General features: G+C 66.0%; 14 protein-coding genes. 10 read left to right on the forward strand and 4 right to left on the reverse strand.

Translation table 11 applies throughout. From position 1 onward, the window contains the following. Positions 1 to 3: 3 nt before the first annotated feature. Both CDN38_RS13305 and CDN38_RS13310 read right to left on the reverse strand, forming a co-directional pair. Positions 4 to 2,523 carry a transglycosylase domain-containing protein gene (locus tag CDN38_RS13305; protein WP_075509306.1) on the reverse strand — a complete coding sequence of 840 codons (2,520 nt, stop codon included), beginning with the start codon at positions 2,521 to 2,523 and terminating at the stop codon, positions 4 to 6. Beyond that, positions 2,516 to 2,959 carry a DUF5318 family protein gene (locus tag CDN38_RS13310; protein WP_075509305.1) on the reverse strand — a complete coding sequence of 148 codons (444 nt, stop codon included), beginning with the start codon at positions 2,957 to 2,959 and terminating at the stop codon, positions 2,516 to 2,518. Before CDN38_RS13310 ends, CDN38_RS13305 begins: the two co-directional genes overlap by 8 nt. 155 nt (positions 2,960 to 3,114) lie before the next feature. Between CDN38_RS13310 and CDN38_RS13315 the strand changes: the two genes are divergently transcribed. From CDN38_RS13315 to CDN38_RS13325, 3 genes are all read left to right on the forward strand, one after another. Then, complete coding sequence (locus CDN38_RS13315; RefSeq protein WP_075509304.1) at positions 3,115 to 3,984, forward strand: DUF1707 SHOCT-like domain-containing protein; 870 nt, start codon at positions 3,115 to 3,117, stop codon at positions 3,982 to 3,984. Between the two features lie 178 nt (positions 3,985 to 4,162). Next, positions 4,163 to 4,705, forward strand: a complete 543-nt coding sequence (locus CDN38_RS13320; RefSeq protein WP_023369138.1) for a PadR family transcriptional regulator — start codon at positions 4,163 to 4,165, stop codon at positions 4,703 to 4,705. 70 nt (positions 4,706 to 4,775) lie between these two features. Beyond that, on the forward strand, positions 4,776 to 5,885 hold the full coding sequence (locus tag CDN38_RS13325) for an inositol-3-phosphate synthase (RefSeq protein ID WP_075509303.1): 1,110 nt from the start codon (positions 4,776 to 4,778) through the stop codon (positions 5,883 to 5,885). Positions 5,886 to 6,074: 189 nt separating this feature from the next. On the opposite strand, the gene CDN38_RS29425 is transcribed toward CDN38_RS13325, so the two are convergent. After that, positions 6,075 to 6,248, reverse strand: a complete 174-nt coding sequence (locus CDN38_RS29425; RefSeq protein ID WP_180276323.1) for a hypothetical protein — start codon at positions 6,246 to 6,248, stop codon at positions 6,075 to 6,077. A 173-nt stretch (positions 6,249 to 6,421) separates the two neighbouring features. On the opposite strand from CDN38_RS29425, the gene CDN38_RS13330 reads away from it, so the two are divergent. The 7 genes from CDN38_RS13330 (at position 6,422) to CDN38_RS13360 (ending at position 12,884) form a co-directional block, all read left to right on the forward strand. Beyond that, positions 6,422 to 7,327, forward strand: coding sequence for an Rv0045c family esterase (locus CDN38_RS13330; protein ID WP_408633072.1), 906 nt, complete (start codon positions 6,422 to 6,424; stop codon positions 7,325 to 7,327). Between the two features lie 36 nt (positions 7,328 to 7,363). Continuing rightward, entirely contained in the window at positions 7,364 to 8,152 is a 789-nt protein-coding gene (locus tag CDN38_RS13335; RefSeq protein WP_099318995.1) for an LLM class F420-dependent oxidoreductase, read from the forward strand. Between the two features lie 120 nt (positions 8,153 to 8,272). After that, positions 8,273 to 9,037 carry a GntR family transcriptional regulator gene (locus CDN38_RS13340; protein ID WP_075509300.1) on the forward strand — a complete coding sequence of 255 codons (765 nt, stop codon included), beginning with the start codon at positions 8,273 to 8,275 and terminating at the stop codon, positions 9,035 to 9,037. Between the two features lie 39 nt (positions 9,038 to 9,076). Then, the gene (locus tag CDN38_RS13345; protein ID WP_075509343.1) at positions 9,077 to 10,888 is read left to right on the forward strand and encodes an ABC transporter substrate-binding protein/permease; all 1,812 of its coding nucleotides are present in this window, start codon (positions 9,077 to 9,079) and stop codon (positions 10,886 to 10,888) included. Next, a complete protein-coding gene (locus tag CDN38_RS13350) occupies positions 10,885 to 11,631 on the forward strand; it encodes an amino acid ABC transporter ATP-binding protein (RefSeq protein WP_075509299.1) in 747 nt (248 codons plus the stop codon). The genes CDN38_RS13345 and CDN38_RS13350 overlap by 4 nt, the downstream gene beginning before the upstream one ends. Positions 11,632 to 11,679: 48 nt before the next feature. Next, complete coding sequence (locus CDN38_RS13355) at positions 11,680 to 12,207, forward strand: MarR family winged helix-turn-helix transcriptional regulator (RefSeq protein ID WP_075509298.1); 528 nt, start codon at positions 11,680 to 11,682, stop codon at positions 12,205 to 12,207. An 11-nt stretch (positions 12,208 to 12,218) separates the two neighbouring features. Further along, positions 12,219 to 12,884 (forward strand): SDR family oxidoreductase, encoded by a 666-nt coding sequence (locus CDN38_RS13360; RefSeq protein WP_075509297.1) that lies wholly within the window; start codon positions 12,219 to 12,221, stop codon positions 12,882 to 12,884. Positions 12,885 to 12,959: 75 nt separating this feature from the next. Here CDN38_RS13360 and leuS read toward each other — a convergent pair whose 3' ends face one another. After that, entirely contained in the window at positions 12,960 to 15,887 is a 2,928-nt protein-coding gene (gene leuS / locus CDN38_RS13365) for a leucine--tRNA ligase (protein WP_075509342.1), read from the reverse strand. Positions 15,888 to 15,935 lie beyond the last annotated feature (48 nt).

Here is a 15,935-nt window from a genome sequence, read left to right on the forward strand (position 1 = left end):
CCGTCACGGTGGCGGTGTGGGATTGTCGGCCGGCGGTGGAGCGGACGGCGGCCCGGGCGCGAGCGTGACGGTGGTGGGCGGACCGACGGGAATGGTGATCCCCGGCGCCACTTCGACGGTGGGTTGGATGACGGTCTCCGAAGGCGGCGCCGCTGACGGCGGAGGCGGCGGTGCCGGCACGCCGGCGTAGCCGCCTATCTCGTCGGGCTTGGGGAAGCTCTCGTTCTGGGAGCCCTTCAGGGCCCCGTCCATGGTCGCCTTCCAGATATCCGATGGCAGACCCGAGCCGTAAACCGCTGCGCCCGAGGCGGTCACCAGCGGCTCGTCCCCCTTGACCGTCCCGACCCACACGGCGGTGGACAGCGACGGGGTGTAGCCGACCATCCAGGCGTCCTTGTTGGCGGTGGTGTCACCCAATTGCACCGTGCCGGTCTTGGCGGCCGAAGGCCGGCCGCCGGCCAGGTTGTGGCCGCGTGAATAGCCCGCGATCGGCATCATCGCCGCGGTGACGTTGTCGGCCACGGCTTTGGGGATGCGCTGCTCACCGGAGTCGTTCTGGGTGGTGGCGTCGAAGAGAACGTGACCTTCCGCGTTGACCACCTTTTGGACGAAGTGCGGCCGGTGATAGCTGCCCGACGCGGCCAGCGTGGCGTACGCCGTTGCCATATCGATCACCCGGGTTTGGTACTGGCCCAACACGATCCCGTTGTTGGGCGGCCCACCCTTGCCATCCTCGGACAGCGTGTGGGGCACTCCCGGAAAACTGTCGGCCACACCGGCTTGGTGGGCGGCGTCGGCGACGGCCTGGGGGCCGCCCTTCAGTTTGAGCATCAGCCGGTAATAGGAGGTGTTCAGCGACATCTTGAGCGCCTCGGCGATGTTGCACGTCCCGCAACCGTCGCCGTCGACATTGGTGATCTTGATGCCGTCTACCGTGAGCGGTGAGCTGTCGACCTGATAACCCAGCCCGATTCCCTGCTCGAGCGCCGCCACCAACGCGAACACCTTGAACGAGGATCCGGTCTGCAAACCTGCCTGGGCGAAGTCGTAGCCGTTGGCGTTGTCGCCGCCGTAGTAGGCGCGCACGCCTCCGTTGTGCGGGTCGATGGACACCAACGCCGCGCGCATATCGGGGTCCTGCCCGTCGAGGTATTTGGCCACCGCCTTTTCGGCCGCCCGCTGGGCTTGCGGATCGATCGTGGTGGTGACCTGCAACCCCTGGGTGTTCAGGGTTTGCTCATCGATGTTGAACAGCTCCAATAATTCCTTGGTCACCTGTCGTTCGATCAGCCCGTTGGGTCCGGTGGTCTGGTTTTCCGCGCGGGCCTGCTCCGGCGGGACGGTCTTGGGAAACTGCTGTTTGGCGCGGTCCTCGGCGGACAGCGCCTTGGTCTCGACCATGCCGTCGAGCACCCAGTTCCACCGCGCGACTGCGCCTTCCGGGTCGACCGCCGGGTCCAGCGTGGAAGGTCGCCTGATCAGCGCCGCCAGCAACGCCCCCTCGGACACGGTGAGCTGCTCGACCGGCTTGTCGAAGTAGGCCTTCGAAGCCGCCGAGATACCGTAAGCACCCCGCCCGAAGTAGATGATGTTCAAATATGCCTGCAGCACGTCGTCTTTGGACCACTCCCCGGACATCTTGGTAGCGATGACCAACTCCTTGGACTTGCGCAGCAGGCCGCTCCACCCGTGCTGTGCGGAACCGACCAGCGCGTTCTTGACGTACTGCTGGGTGATCGTGGAACCGCCCTGCAGGTCGCCGCCGAACAGGTTGTTCTTCACCGCCCGGGCGAAACCGCTGAACGAGAAGCCGGGGTTGGAGTAAAAGCCGCGGTCCTCAGCCGCGATGACCGCCTGACGTACGTGCACCGGCACCTGGCTGAGGTTGACATCCACCCGATTACCTTCAGGCGGAACGATTTTGGCAATTTCGGAGCCATCGCTGGCCAGAATCGTGGAGACCTGGTTGGTGCGGATGTCCCCCGGCCTCGGTACGTCGACAATGAAGTAGGCCATGGTGAAGGTGACGATCGGCAACAAGATCATCGCCGCTGCGGCAAAGGCTACCGACCGCCGCACCCATTTCCAGTTGATCTGCTGGACCCAGTCGGGCCTTGACCTGGCCGACCGAGCGCCCGTCGGGCCGCCCGGGCCGGGAGGCCCAGGAGGCCCCGGCCGACGACCCGCGCCGCTCAGCCGCTCGTGCCGAGGGCGCGGCTCCGGACTGTTCAGCGCCGCCTTGACCTGCTCCAGCGGGTCGCGATGCAGGGGTGCCGTCGGCGGATTGTCCAGAGCAGCCCTGACTTCCTCGATCGGGTCCGCGTGCCGCAACGATCGGTCATCGGTCACCGGCGGGATGATCGTGGTCATTCGATCGTCGGGCGGAACCTGGCGGCGCGGGCCCGCCGACGGACGTGCGCCTTCTGGGCTACTGGGGTTCCCGTTGGATTGGTCCACACCCTCAGCCGCCGGTCCGCTTGCAGCGTCACTCGACGACTGGTGGTGGCGCCCTTCGCTATTCACTGGCCGTGCGGGCGCCGTTGCGCGCCGTCCGCGTTCCGGCGGCCCCCCTCCGGGCCCTTGGGGGTCGCGCCGGACGGGCCCCGCCCAGCACATACGACTTGACCAGGTGATTCCAACTGCAGGTCCGGCACACCTCCACGACGTGGACCGCAAACTCCGTGAACCGGGTGGCGAGCATGACCAGCTCCTCGGCGGTCCGCGCCGAGCCCGAGATCGCGCCCAGGTGCTCGCCGAACACCCAGGACACGATCGTCAGCTGCTCTTTGCGGCAGATCGGGCAGACCACCCGGCTTCGCTTCCCGTGAAACTTTGCGGCGCGCAACAGATAGGGATTCGCGTCACAGACCTCGGAGACGCCGGTGCGTCCCGAGTACACCTCGGCCAGCAGTGAACGCCGGCGAAGCGCATAGTCCACCACCTGTCGCTGCAGTTGCACGCTGACCAGAGTACGTCGCTTTCGCGTCGTGACGATGCAGCCCGGCACGGCCTGGGCACAGCCCGGGCAGGAGCGGCGGCATCGGGACCCGCACCACCGACCGGCAACCGATGCTCAATCGCGGCCCCACAAGCCCGACTTCTACGATCATCCCCGTGGCGAAATGGCTGGGCGCACCGCTTGCTCGTGGAGGATCGACGACGACCCGGGCCAAGGACAGCGACCGGCAAGACGCCTGCCAGATTCTCGACGCCGCCCTCAACGACGGCCAGCTCTCGATGGAAGAGCACCGCGATCGGGTGAGCACCGCCACCAAGGCCGTGACGCTGGGCGACCTGCAGAACCTGATCGCCGATCTGCAGTCCGAGAGTGCACCCGCGGAGGTTCCCGCACTCAAGTCCCGGGCACGGCGCAACGGATTGGGGTTGCTCGCGGCCGCATTCGGGGTGTCGGTGCTGTTGGGTGTCGGCATCGGCTGGGGTCTGTACGGCAACACCAGCTCACCGCTGGATTTCACGACGGACCCGGGAGCCAAGCCCGACGGCGTCGCCGCCGTGGTGCTGACCCCGCCCAAGCAGTTGCACTCCCTCGGTGGGCTCACCGGTCTGCTGGAGCAGACACGCAAGAGATTCGGTGACACCATGGGGTACCGCTTGGTGATCTATCCGACGTACGCGGTGCTCGATCGCAAGGACCCCGCCGACGACCGCAGGGTGCTGAGTTACACCTACCGCGGCGGCTGGGGCGATCCGACCAGCTCCGCCAAGGGCGGTAGCGATGGGGCCCTGGTCGACCTGGGCAAGTTCGACGTGAAGGCGACGGTGGGGATCATGCGGGGCGCCGCGGAGACGTTGGGCATGAAGCCGTCCGACGTCACCAACATGTACCTGGTCATCGATCCGGCCGAAGACCCCACCACGCCCAGGGCGCTATCGCTGTCGGTGTATGTTTCCAGCGACTACGGCGGCGGCTATATCGTCTTCGCTGGTGACGGCACCGTCAAACAGGTGAGTTACCCGTCGTAGCGAAGCCGGCAGGCCACGTGTGCACGCCGCTCACACGTGACGAACAACTCACCAACGCCGCATGGTTTGTGGCAAATATATCGAAACGATACGATGACGCGAGGCGTCGAACCGCTAAGTAGTTCACGCAACCAGCCATACAGCAGCCATACAGCAGCCATACCAAGGGGGTGACTCGATGCTGGAACTTGCCATTCTGGGCCTCCTGATCGAGTCGCCCATGCACGGCTACGAGTTGCGTAAACGGCTGACCGGGTTGCTCGGCGCATTCCGGGCATTCTCGTACGGCTCGCTGTATCCGGCGCTGCGGCGGATGCAGGCCGAGGGGCTGATCGCGGAGAATGCCGCGCCGGCCGGCACGCCCGTGCGGCGCGCACGCCGGGTCTACCAGCTCACCGACGAGGGCCGGCGACGCTTTGCCGAACTGGTCGCCGACACCGGCCCGCACAACTACACCGACGACGGCTTCGGAGTGCATCTCGCGTTCTTCAACCGCACTCCGGCCGAGGCTCGGATGCGCATCCTGGAAGGCCGTCGCCGCCAGGTCGAAGAGCGCCGCGAAGGCCTGCGCGAAGCGGTGGCGCGGGCCAGCAACTCGTTGGACCGCTATACCCGGCAACTGCACCAGCTCGGGCTCGAGTCCAGCGAGCGTGAAGTCAAGTGGCTCAACGAGCTCATCGCCGCAGAACGGGCAGCGCCCAATCACGCCGAACAGACGTGAACTCTGCACAACAGCCCTGCACAACGACACAAGACACTGCCCGAAGCTATGAGGTTAGGAGAACGCCCGAATGAGTGAGTACAAGCCGTTAGGGGCGCCGGGAGCGCAGCCTGAGGTACGGGTCGCCATTGTCGGCGTCGGCAACTGCGCGTCCTCGCTGGTCCAGGGCGTCGAGTACTACCACAACGCCGACGACTCCTCGACGGTGCCCGGGCTGATGCACGTGCGGTTCGGTCCGTACCACGTCCGCGACGTCAAGTTCGTGGCCGCGTTCGACGTGGACGCCAAGAAGGTCGGGTTCGACCTGTCGGACGCGATTTTCGCTTCGGAGAACAACACCATCAAGATCGCCGACGTGGCGCCGACCAACGTGACCGTCCAACGCGGTCCGACATTGGATGGCATCGGCAAGTACTACGCCGACACGATCGAGCTGTCCGACGCCGAGCCCGTTGACGTGGTGCAGGTGCTGCGGGACGCCAAGGCCGACGTGCTGGTCTCCTACCTCCCGGTGGGTTCGGAAGAAGCCGACAAGTTCTACGCCCAGTGCGCCATCGACGCCGGGGTGGCGTTCGTCAATGCGCTGCCGGTGTTCATCGCCTCCGACCCGGTGTGGGCCAAGAAATTCGCCGACGCCGGAGTGCCGATTGTCGGTGACGACATCAAGAGCCAGGTCGGGGCGACGATCACGCACCGCGTACTGGCCAAGTTGTTCGAGGACCGCGGCGTGCAACTGGACCGCACCATGCAGCTCAACGTGGGCGGCAACATGGACTTCCTCAACATGCTCGAACGGGAACGGCTGGAATCGAAGAAGATCTCCAAGACGCAGGCGGTCACCTCCAACCTGCAGCGCGAGTTCAAGACCAAGGATGTGCACATCGGCCCGTCCGACCATGTCGGCTGGCTCGACGACCGCAAATGGGCCTACGTGCGCCTGGAAGGGCGCGCCTTCGGTGACGTGCCGCTGAATCTGGAATACAAGCTCGAGGTGTGGGATTCGCCGAACTCGGCGGGCGTCATCATCGACGCGGTGCGCGCGGCGAAGATCGCCAAGGACCGCGGCGTCGGCGGACCGGTGATCCCGGCATCGGCCTACCTGATGAAGAGCCCGCCGCAGCAGTTGCCGGACGATATTGCGCGCACGCAACTCGAAGAGTTCATCATCGGGCCGGACTAGAGCGTCTCCCCGCCGCTGGCTCTCTCACGCGTGAACGTGGGTTGCCGACGGGAACCAGGTCCTCGCCAGAACGACCATGTCCCGCGTCGTCCCTTAGTGCGGTCGTGGGGCTGCGCCCCGGTGTGCGGAGATGAAAATCGCGTACTGGTGCGGTTGGGTCGGTGGCTGATGGCGCCGAGTGTGCAAGGCTTAACGACGCTGCGGCGGAGTGACATCCGACTGGATGAGCACGTGAGACATCCCCCGAACGCCTGCCATCACAAAGGGTTTGAGCGACGGTGCGGCATCGACGTGCTGAAACAGAGCATCAGGTGTGCGTGGGCAGTCAAGGCTGCGCAAGCGAACATCGTTGACCAGCAGCATTCGTGATCACCATGAATTTCCGAGTGAGAGCTAGCGGGACTTTCCGCCCCCGGCACCGCATTCCCGTAGACCAGAAGCGCGATGGTGGCCGCCACTCCGCGATGATAAAGCGATCCCCCGTGACGCTCGCGTGACGCTCGGGCATGACTCGTAGAGTCAGAGCCGTGACCGAGATTTCCGACGAGGAACTGACCGGACTCTCCGAGTTCGATCTACTGGCCGAAAACGCCGAGCAGGCCGGTGCTACCGGCCCGCTGCCGGAAGTAGAGCGGGTGGAAGCCGACACCGCTGCGGGCAGAATCAGCGCGCTGCGCTGGGGCGGCTCGGCGCCGCGAGTGGTCTTCCTCCACGGCGGCGGCCAGAATGCCCACACCTGGGACACCGTGATCGTCGGCCTTGGCGAGCCGGCGCTGGCGGTAGATCTGCCGGGGCACGGTCATTCCGGTTGGCGCGAGGACGGCGACTATTCGCCGCAGCACAATGCCGACGCCCTGGCCCCGGTGCTGCGGGAGCTGGCACCGGCGGCCGAATTCGTCGTCGGGATGTCGCTGGGCGGGCTCACCGCCATCCGGCTGGGCGCGGTAGCCCCCGAGCTCGTCGACGAGCTCGTCGTCATCGACGTCACCCCGTCGGCGCTGCAGCGACACGCCGAAATGACCGCCGACCAGCGCGGCACGGTGGCGCTCATGCACGGTGAGCGAGAATTTCCCAGCTTCCAGGCGATGCTGGACCTGACCATCGCCGCGGCACCGCATCGCGAGGTGAAGGCGTTGCGCCGCGGCGTGTTCCACAACTCCCGTCGACTCGACAACGGCAACTGGACCTGGCGCTACGACGCCATCCGCAGCTTCCCGGACTTCGCCAGTTTGTGGGATGACGTCGACGCGTTGTCGGCACCGATCACACTCGTGCGCGGCGGCAAGTCGGGCTTCGTCACCGACGAAGACGTTGCCGAATTAAGCAGGCGTGCAACGCATTTCCTTGGTGAGCACGTCGTAGAAGATTCGGGCCACTCGGTGCAAAGCGACCAACCGCGCACGCTCGTCGACATCCTGCGCGGAGTGTTCGGCAGCCACTGAGCGTTCTGCCCAGGGCGCCGGGCCTACCGTGGTCGTATGACCTCAGCCGTGCATCCCGAGCTACCCATCCGCATCGGCGTGCAGCTCCAGCCGCAGCACGCCCCGCACTACGGCCACATCCGCGACGCCGTCCGCCGCTGCGAGGATATCGGCGTCGACATCGCCTTCAACTGGGACCACTTCTTCCCGCTCTACGGCGATCCCGACGGTGCGCACTTCGAATGCTGGACCATGCTCGGAGCGTGGGCCGAGCAGACGTCACGCATCCAGATCGGCGCCCTGGTGACCTGCAACTCCTACCGCAACCCGGAGCTGCTGGCCGACATGGCCCGGACAGTCGACCACATTTCGGGCGGCCGACTGGTACTGGGCATCGGTTCAGGCTGGAAACAAAAGGACTACGACGAATACGGCTACGAATTCGGCACCGCCGGCAGTCGCCTCGACGACCTGGCCGCCGCGCTCCCGCGAATCAAGGCCCGACTCGCCAAACTGAATCCACCGCCCACCCGTAATATTCCGGTGCTGATCGGCGGCGGCGGCGAACGCAAGACGCTGCGAGTGGTGGCCGAACACGCCGACATGTGGCACAGCTTCACCGCCGCCGACGAGTTCGCGGCCAAGGCCGCGGTATTGAACCGGCACTGCGCCGATGTCGGCCGGGATCCGGCCGCGATCGAACGCTCGGCCGCGGTAACGGGCGGGATCGCTGACGCCGAAGCGCTCACCGCGCTTGGGGTCACGCTGCTGACGGTCGGCTGCGACGGTCCTGACTACGATCTCACCGCCGCAGAGGCGCTCTGCCGATGGCGTGACAGCCGTTAGTTTGCGGTCGCGTGGATTTCTGCGCCAAACACCCGAACGCACGCAGTCAGTCGTGAGAAACTTGCCAGCGCCGACAGCCGGAGCGGCTGGAAGAGACTCGACGGAACTCGACGGAACCCGATGCCTAAGAAATATGGGATCAAAGAAAAAGACCAGGTCGTTTCGCACATCCTCGACCTGATTCTGACTGGCAAACTGCGCAGCGGCGACCGCGTCGACCGCAATGAAATCGCGCAGGGCCTGGGAGTCAGCCGCGTCCCGATACAAGAGGCACTGGTGCAACTCGAACACGACGGCGTCGTGTCGACTCGCTATCACCGCGGGGCGTTCGTCGAGCGGTTCGACGAAGCCACCGTCCTCGAACATCACGAGCTCGACGGCCTGCTCAACGGGATTGCGTCGGCCCGGGCCGCGGCCAACCCCACACCCCGGATCCTGGGCCAGCTCGACGCGCTGATGCGCTCGTTGCGCACGTCGAAGGAACCGCGGAGTTTTTCCGAAGTCGCGCACGAATACCGTCGAACGGTCAACGACGAGTACGCGGGGCCGCGGCTGCACGCCAGCATCCGTGCCTCGCAAAACCTGATTCCCCGCGCCTTTTGGCTGACCTACCAGAACGGCCGCGACGACATGCTGTCGTTCTACGAAGACGAGCACTCCGCAATACATCGGCGTGATCCGGAAGCCGCGCGGGCCGCATGTATCGGACGCTCCCAGCTGATGGCTCACACGATGCTGGCCGAACTATTCCGTCGCCGGGTCTTCACGCCGCACGGCGGGATCGGGCCGGACCAGATTCCGGTACGCCTCACGGCGATGGCTCCGGAGCCATCGGCCGTCGGCGTTCTGGCCGGCACTCGCGAGCCGTCATCGATCGTGCTCTGAGCGGCGCGCGCCATCCGGTCGGCCGATACGGTGGCGGTGATGAGTCCACGTGTGGGTCCCCGCGCCGGAATCGGGCGCAGACTGCTGGCCGCGGCCGCGACAGTACTGATCCTCGCTAGCCTGGCAACCGCCGCGCCCGCGGCAGCAGACCGGCATCAGTGTGCCCCCGCCGGTGTGGAGAGTGCGACGGTTCTGCCCGAGAACCTGACCAGGGCCGGCGTGGCGGGCGCGGGGGACGACACCGACACCACCGCCACCGTCGTGCCGTTGAGCTCGATCAATGTCAACGCGCTGGGGCTGGGCGCACCCGGGGTGCTGACGGTAGGCACGCTCTCGGATGCCCCGCCGAACGTCTGCATCAACTCGACCGGACGGTTCACCGGCTTCGACAACGAGTTGTTACGCGCCATCGCCGCCAAACTTGGCCTGCACGTCCGCTTCGTCGGCACCGACTTCTCCGGGTTGCTTGCCCAGGTGGCATCACGACGTTTCGACGTTGGCTCGGCATCGGTCAAGGCCACCGATGCCCGCCGACGCACGGTCGCTTTCACCAACGGCTACGACTTCGGCTACTACTCGCTGGTGGTGCCTCCCGGTTCGGCGATCACCAACTTCACCGACCTGGCCGCGGGTCAGCGCATCGGCGTGGTTCAAGGCACGGTCGAGGAGTCCTACGTCGTCGACACCCTGCACCTGCAACCGGTGAAGTATCCCGACTTCGCCACCGTGTACGGCAGTCTGAAAACCCATCAGATCGACGCGTGGGTGGCACCGGCGAACCAAGCAGCGGCGGCCATGCGGCCGGGCGATCCGGCGGTCATCGTCGCGAACACGTTCAGTACCGACGATTTCGTGGCCTATGCGGTCGCCAAGGACAACCCCGCGCTCATCGACGCGCTGAACTCGGGACTGGACGCGGTGATCGCCAACGGAACTTGGGCGGATCTGTACAGCAACTGGGTTCCCCGCACGTTGCCGCCCGGGTGGAAACCCGGCTCGAAAGCCGTCGCTGCCCCGACGTTGCCGGATTTCGCCGCAATCGCGGCCGGTCAGCACCGCAGGCCGCTCCAGCCGGCCGCACCCAAGTCGACCCTGGCGCAGCTTCGAGAGTCCTTTTTCGACTGGGACATGTACCGGCAGGCCATTCCGACGCTGTTCTATACGGGGTTACCCAACACGTTGATCCTGACCGTCAGCGCCGCCGCGATCGGGCTGGCAATCGGCATGGCGCTGGCCGTCGCCGGGATCTCGCAGAAGCGCTGGCTGCGGTGGCCGGCGCGGGTGTACACCGATATCTTCCGCGGCCTGCCCGAGGTGGTGATCATCCTGATCATCGGGCTGGGTGTCGGGCCGATCGTGGGCGGGCTGACCAACAACAACCCTTACCCGTTGGGCATCGCCGCACTGGGGTTGATGGCCGGCGCCTACGTCGGCGAGATCCTGCGTTCCGGAATCCAAAGCGTGGACGCCGGGCAGCTCGAGGCCGCCCGCGCCCTGGGTTTCAGCTACTCCGCGGCGATGCGACTGGTGGTGGTGCCCCAGGGAATACGGCGAGTGCTGCCGGCATTGGTCAACCAGTTCATCGCACTGCTGAAAGCCTCTGCCCTGGTGTACTTCCTGGGCCTGGTGGCCAGACAGCGCGAACTGTTCCAAATCGGCCGCGACCTCAACGCGCAAACCGGTAACCTGTCGCCGTTGGTGGCCGCGGGCATCTTCTATCTGCTGCTGACCATCCCGTTGACCCACCTGGTGAACTACATCGACGCGCGGCTTCGGCGCGGCCGTGCCAGGATCGATCCGCAGGATCCGTCCGAGGTCGTCAGTTCGACCATTGGCCAGGAGATGACGTGACCAGCGAGGCGCGCCGTACGCCGGTTTCGTTGGTTGCCAAAGATATTCACCAGGCGCTGGGCGGCAACGCGGTGCTGCGCGGCGTCGATATCGACGTCCGGGCAGGCACCACCGCGGCGGTGATCGGTCCGTCGGGCTCGGGTAAGTCGACGTTGCTGCGCACCCTCAACCGGTTGCACGAGCCGGATAGTGGCGACATCCTTCTCGACGGGCGATCGGTGTTGCGGGACAACCCCAACGAACTGCGTCAGCGCATCGGCATGGTGTTCCAGCATTTCAATCTCTTCCCGCACCGCAGCGTGCTCGACAACGTGGCGCTGGCGCCGCGCAAGCTGCGCGGGCTGTCCGCCGGTGCGGCGCGGGACCTGGCGCTGCGCCACTTGGAGCGAGTTGGCCTGAAACACAAGGCCGCCGCGCGTCCCGGCATGCTATCGGGCGGCCAACAGCAACGTGTTGCGATTGCGCGAGCGCTGGCCATGGCCCCGCAGGTGATGTTCTTCGACGAAGCGACCTCTGCGCTGGATCCCGAAATGGTCAAGGACATCCTGGGACTGATCGCCGACCTCGGTGCCGACGGTATGACGATGCTAGTGGTCACCCACGAAATGGGCTTCGCCCGCTCGACATCGGATGCGGTCGTCTTCATGGATCACGGCAAGGTCGTGGAAGCCGGTCCCCCGGAGCAGATCTTCGAGGCCGCACAGACCGATCGACTGCAGCGGTTCCTGGCCCAGGTGCTTTAGGCACCGCTGGCAGTCAGCTATCGCGATGTCGGGTTAGACTGCCGACTTATGGCGGACAGCGAATCCACCGCACCTGAGGTGACGGAATTGGCGGAGGGTCTGCACCGCGCACTGTCCAAGTTGTTCTCGATCTTGCGCCGCGGGGATCCCAATGGCGCGGTCGCCGGGGAATTGACCCTGGCGCAGCTGTCGATTCTGGTCACGTTGCTCGATCGCGGTCCGATCAGGATGACTGACCTGGCCGCACACGAACGGGTGCGGACCCCGACCACCACCGTGGCCATCCGCCGGCTGGAAAAGATTGGGCTGGTGAAGCGCTCCCGCGACCCGTCCGATCTGCGGGCCGTGCTGGTCGACATCACGCCGCAAGGGCGGGCCGTGCATGCCGAGTCGCTGGCCAACCGGCATGCCGCCCTTGCCGCGATGCTCAGCCAGCTCCCCCACTCCGACCTCGACACGTTGATGAAAGCGCTTGCGCCGCTGGAACGTCTGGCCAGCGGTGAGCCGGCCAACGCCGCCACCGACGATGCCCGTGAACAGGCACTGAAAGCAACCGACCGGCAAGCTGATTGGTAACCGCTGCAGTCATGCCCACCGCACTCATCACCGGCGCCAGCCGCGGCATCGGTTCGGCGATTGCCACCGCCTTGGCGCCGACACACAGCCTGCTGCTGGCCGGTCGGCCCTCCGAGCGTCTCGACGCCGTCGCGGAACGGTTGGGCGCCACCACTTTTCCGCTCGACCTGGCCGATGCCAGCACGATCGAGGCCAGCTGCGAAGTGGTCGACGAGCTCGACGTGCTGGTGCACAACGCCGGGTTATCCATCCCCGGCCACGTCGGCGATTCGGACGTCGACGAGTGGCGTGCCACCTTCGACGTCAACGTCTTTGGTGCGGTGGCACTCACACTCGCACTGTTACCGGCGCTGCGGCACGCCCGCGGTCAGGTGGTGTTCATCAATTCTGGTGCCGGACACAATGTTTCGCCGGGTATGGCGTCGTACTCGGCCAGCAAGTTCGCCTTGCGAGGCTTCGCCGACTCGCTGCGTGCCGACGAGTCCGGCCTGCGGGTGACGACGATCTTCCCGGGCCGCACCGACACCGCGATGCAGCGCGAGCTGGTCGAGTTCGAAGGCGGTAGCTACGATCCCGCCAGGTTCCTGCGGGCCGAAACCGTCGCCGCGGTGGTCGCGAACGTGGTAGCCACCCCACCCGATGGTCATGTCCACGAGGTGGTCATCCGGCCCCGCTAGCGGGCTGCCGAGTGGGTGCCACGCGACGGGTTTTCGGCGGGTGTCGCGTCGGCCAATTCACATTCGGCGGGGGATCTAGACCACCAGGTTGATCAGCCGGCCCGGAACCACAATCACCTTGCGGGGCGTGGCTCCCGCCAGGAACGCCTGCACCTTGTCGTCGGCCAGCGCGGCGGCTTGGACCGTCTCGTTGTCCGCCTCGGCGGCCACTACGATCCGGCCACGCACTTTGCCGTTCACCTGCACCGGGTATTCGACGGTCTCGTCGACAAGGTACGCCGGGTCTGCCTCGGGGAAGGGACCGTGCGCCAGCGAGACGGTGTGGCCCAGGCGCAGCCACAGCTCCTCGGCCAGATGCGGAGCCAACGGAGCCAGCATCAACACCAATGGCTCGACCGTCGCGCGCGGCACCGCATCACGATGCTCTTTGGTGAGGTGGTTCGTGTATTCGATGAGTTTCGCAGCTGCGGTGTTATTGCGAAGTGCCGCATAGTCTTCGGACACACCGGCGATGGTGCGGTGCAGTGCCCGCAGCGTGTCGGTGTCCAATTCCGCCCCGACGACCACCCGCGTCTCACCGGTGTCCTCCTCGACCACCAGCCGCCACACTCGTTGCAGAAAGCGGTGCGCTCCGACGACATCCTTGGTGGCCCATGGACGCGACGCCTCCAGCGGGCCCATCGACATCTCGTACACCCGTAACGTGTCGGCGCCGTATGCGTCGCAGATCTCGTCGGGTGATATCGAATTCTTCAGGCTCTTGCCGATTTTGCCGAATTCCTGGAAGACCTCGATCTCGCCGCCGGAATCCGGGTAGAAGAAGCGCCCGTCGCGTTCGGTCACTTCATCTGCGGGCACGTAGGAACCGCGTGCGTCGGTGTAGGCGAAGGCCTGGATGTAGCCCTGGTTGATGAGCTTGCGATAGGGCTCCCGTGAGCTCACGTGACCCAGGTCGTACAAGACCTTGTGCCAGAACCGCGAATACAGCAGATGCAGCACCGCGTGCTCGGCGCCACCGACGTACAAGTCCACGCCACCGGGGTCCTGCGGGCCGTGTTCGGCCGGACGCGGCCCCATCCAGTACGCCTCATTTTCCCTGGCGCAGAACCGCTCTGAGTTGTGTGGATCGGTGTAGCGCAGCTCGTACCAGGAGCTGCCGGCCCATTGCGGCATCACGTTGGTGTCACGGCGGTAGGGCTTGAGGCCGTCACCGAGATCCAGCTCCACATGGACCCACTCGGTCGCCTTGGCCAGCGGCGGCGACGGCTCGCTGTCGGCGTCGTCGGGATCGAACAGCACCGGTGAATGGTCGGCCACCTCTGGCAATTCCACCGGCAGCGCGGCGTCGTCGAGCGCATGCGGGCGCCCGTCGCCGTCATAGACGATCGGGAACGGCTCACCCCAGTACCGTTGCCGCGCGAAAAGCCAGTCCCGCAACTTGAATTCGATGCGGGCCCAGCCGCGGCCGTCCGATTCCAGCCGAGCGGTGATGGCCTGCTTTGCCTGTGCCACGTCCATGCCGTCGAGATATCCAGAGTTCACCAGCACGCCGTCGCCAATGTGTGCGGCCTGTGAAATATCGCCGCCGGCAATGACCTCCACGATCGGCAGTCCGAACGCCCGGGCGAAATCCCAGTCCCGCTGATCATGGCCGGGGACCGCCATAATCGCCCCGGTGCCGTACCCGGCCAGCACATAGTCGGCGATGAAGATCGGCACCGGTTCGCCGTTGGCCGGGTTGATCGCATAGCTTCCCAAGAAGACGCCGGTCTTCTCCCGGCTCTCCTGACGCTCCAGGTCCGACTTGGCCGCGATCGCACCGCGGTAGGCGGCGACGGCCCCGGCCGGCGTGGCGGCTCCGTAGGTCCACGACGGGTTGACGCCGGCGGGCCAGGCGGGCACGACCAGTTCGTCGACCAGCTCATGCTCGGGAGCCAGCACCAGGTAGGTGGCACCGAACAAGGTGTCGGGCCTGGTGGTGAATACCTCGATGTCGACTCGCGAACCGGCCCGGTCACCCGTCGCGATGGTCGCCGAAAACAGCGCCGCGGCTCCCGTCGAGCGACCAATCCAGTTGCGCTGCATGGTCTTGACCTGCTCCGGCCAGTCCAACAGATCGAGGTCGTCGAGCAACCGGTCGGCGTAGGCGGTGATGCGCATCATCCATTGCCGCAGCCGCTTGCGGAACACCGGGAAGTTTCCCCGGTCACTGCGGCCGTCGGCGGTCACCTCTTCGTTGGCCAGTACCGTGCCCAGCCCCGGACACCAGTTCACCATCGAATCGGCCCGGTAAACCAGGCGGTAGCTGTCGATCACGTCGGCCTGCTCCCCCGCCGACAACTGGGCCCACTCCCGCCTATCGTCGAGAGTTCTTGCTCCGGTTTCGAATTCGGCACGCAGCTCGGCGATCGGACGGGCCTTGTTGGTGCGGGTGTCGAACCACGCGTTGTAGATCTGCAGAAAGATCCATTGCGTCCACTTGTAGAACTCGACGTCGGTGGTCGAGAAGCTGCGGCGGCTGTCGTGGCCGAGACCCAGCCGGCCCAGCTGCCGCCGGAAGTTCACGATGTTGGCCTCGGTCCGGGTACGCGGGTGCGTGCCGGTTTGCACGGCGTACTGCTCCGCGGGCAACCCGAAGGAGTCGAACCCCAAGGCGTGCAGTACGTTGTGGCCGTTCATCCGGTGGTACCGGGCGAAGACGTCGGTCGCGATGTAGCCCAACGGGTGCCCGACGTGCAGTCCCTCGCCGGAAGGATAGGGAAACATATCCTGGACGAAGAGCTTGTCCGCAGGTACCGGCGAACCGTCCGCGGGAGCCAATGACCCGACCGGGTTGGGCACGTTGAACGTCCCCATTCGAGCCCAGCTGTCCTGCCAGGTCCGCTCGATCCGCGCCGCCAGCTCGGCGGTGTAGCGGTACCGCGGCGCGTCGGATTCCGCGTCCCTGACACTGGACGTGCCACCGGAGGCGCTGCCCGGCGTCGTGGTCGGCGATTCGGTCACGCCCAACAGGGTATAAGGACGCCCCTTGCAGGTCGGCGGCCAAGCCGC

The organism is Mycobacterium ostraviense (assembly GCF_002705925.1).
GTDB lineage: Bacteria > Actinomycetota > Actinomycetes > Mycobacteriales > Mycobacteriaceae > Mycobacterium > Mycobacterium ostraviense.

Excerpts from the sequence above, each read along its gene's own strand:
- CDN38_RS13320 (WP_023369138.1), top strand. The coding sequence starts at position 4,163 with ATGCTGGAACTTGCCATTCTGGGCCTCCTGATCGAGTCGCCCATGCAC.
- CDN38_RS13325 (WP_075509303.1), top strand. The coding sequence starts at position 4,776 with ATGAGTGAGTACAAGCCGTTAGGGGCGCCGGGAGCGCAGCCTGAGGTA.
- CDN38_RS29425 (WP_180276323.1), bottom strand. The coding sequence starts at position 6,248 with ATGCTGCTGGTCAACGATGTTCGCTTGCGCAGCCTTGACTGCCCACGC.
- CDN38_RS13335 (WP_099318995.1), top strand. The coding sequence starts at position 7,364 with ATGACCTCAGCCGTGCATCCCGAGCTACCCATCCGCATCGGCGTGCAG.
- CDN38_RS13340 (WP_075509300.1), top strand. The coding sequence starts at position 8,273 with ATGCCTAAGAAATATGGGATCAAAGAAAAAGACCAGGTCGTTTCGCAC.
- CDN38_RS13345 (WP_075509343.1), top strand. The coding sequence starts at position 9,077 with ATGAGTCCACGTGTGGGTCCCCGCGCCGGAATCGGGCGCAGACTGCTG.
- CDN38_RS13355 (WP_075509298.1), top strand. The coding sequence starts at position 11,680 with ATGGCGGACAGCGAATCCACCGCACCTGAGGTGACGGAATTGGCGGAG.
- CDN38_RS13360 (WP_075509297.1), top strand. The coding sequence starts at position 12,219 with ATGCCCACCGCACTCATCACCGGCGCCAGCCGCGGCATCGGTTCGGCG.